We start from the raw sequence: 275 nt of genomic DNA, 5'->3' as shown, positions 1-275 counted from the left end.
CGATAGTTGTCCCGATTATTAGCCCAGACATGATCGTTAAAAGTGCGATAATCACGTGATGAGTAGCGATACGCTGCCAGAGAAAAATGAGTGGCTGATTGTGGGAGATATTTATTCCAGGCAACCTGGTAGCTTTCCCCATCAAAAACATCGCCATTATCCTGCTTGCTATGAGACAACGTACCGTCGACAGATACTGCGCCAATCAGCGTGTTCCACCCGGTGCCAAGGGTAAATGAGCGATAATCGCTGGCTAACATGGTTCCGCCATACAA

1 protein-coding gene is annotated in these 275 nt (G+C 47.6%); it reads right to left on the bottom strand.

Annotation, left to right across the window (positions count from 1 at the left end):
• On the bottom strand, positions 1–275 hold a 275-nt coding region (locus AC1RPJ_RS08150; RefSeq protein ID WP_481762905.1), incomplete at both ends, for a fimbria/pilus outer membrane usher protein.

Source organism: Dellaglioa sp. CoH-57-MRSF-17 (assembly GCF_056782015.1).
This window is presented reverse-complemented; position numbering and strand designations above follow the sequence as displayed.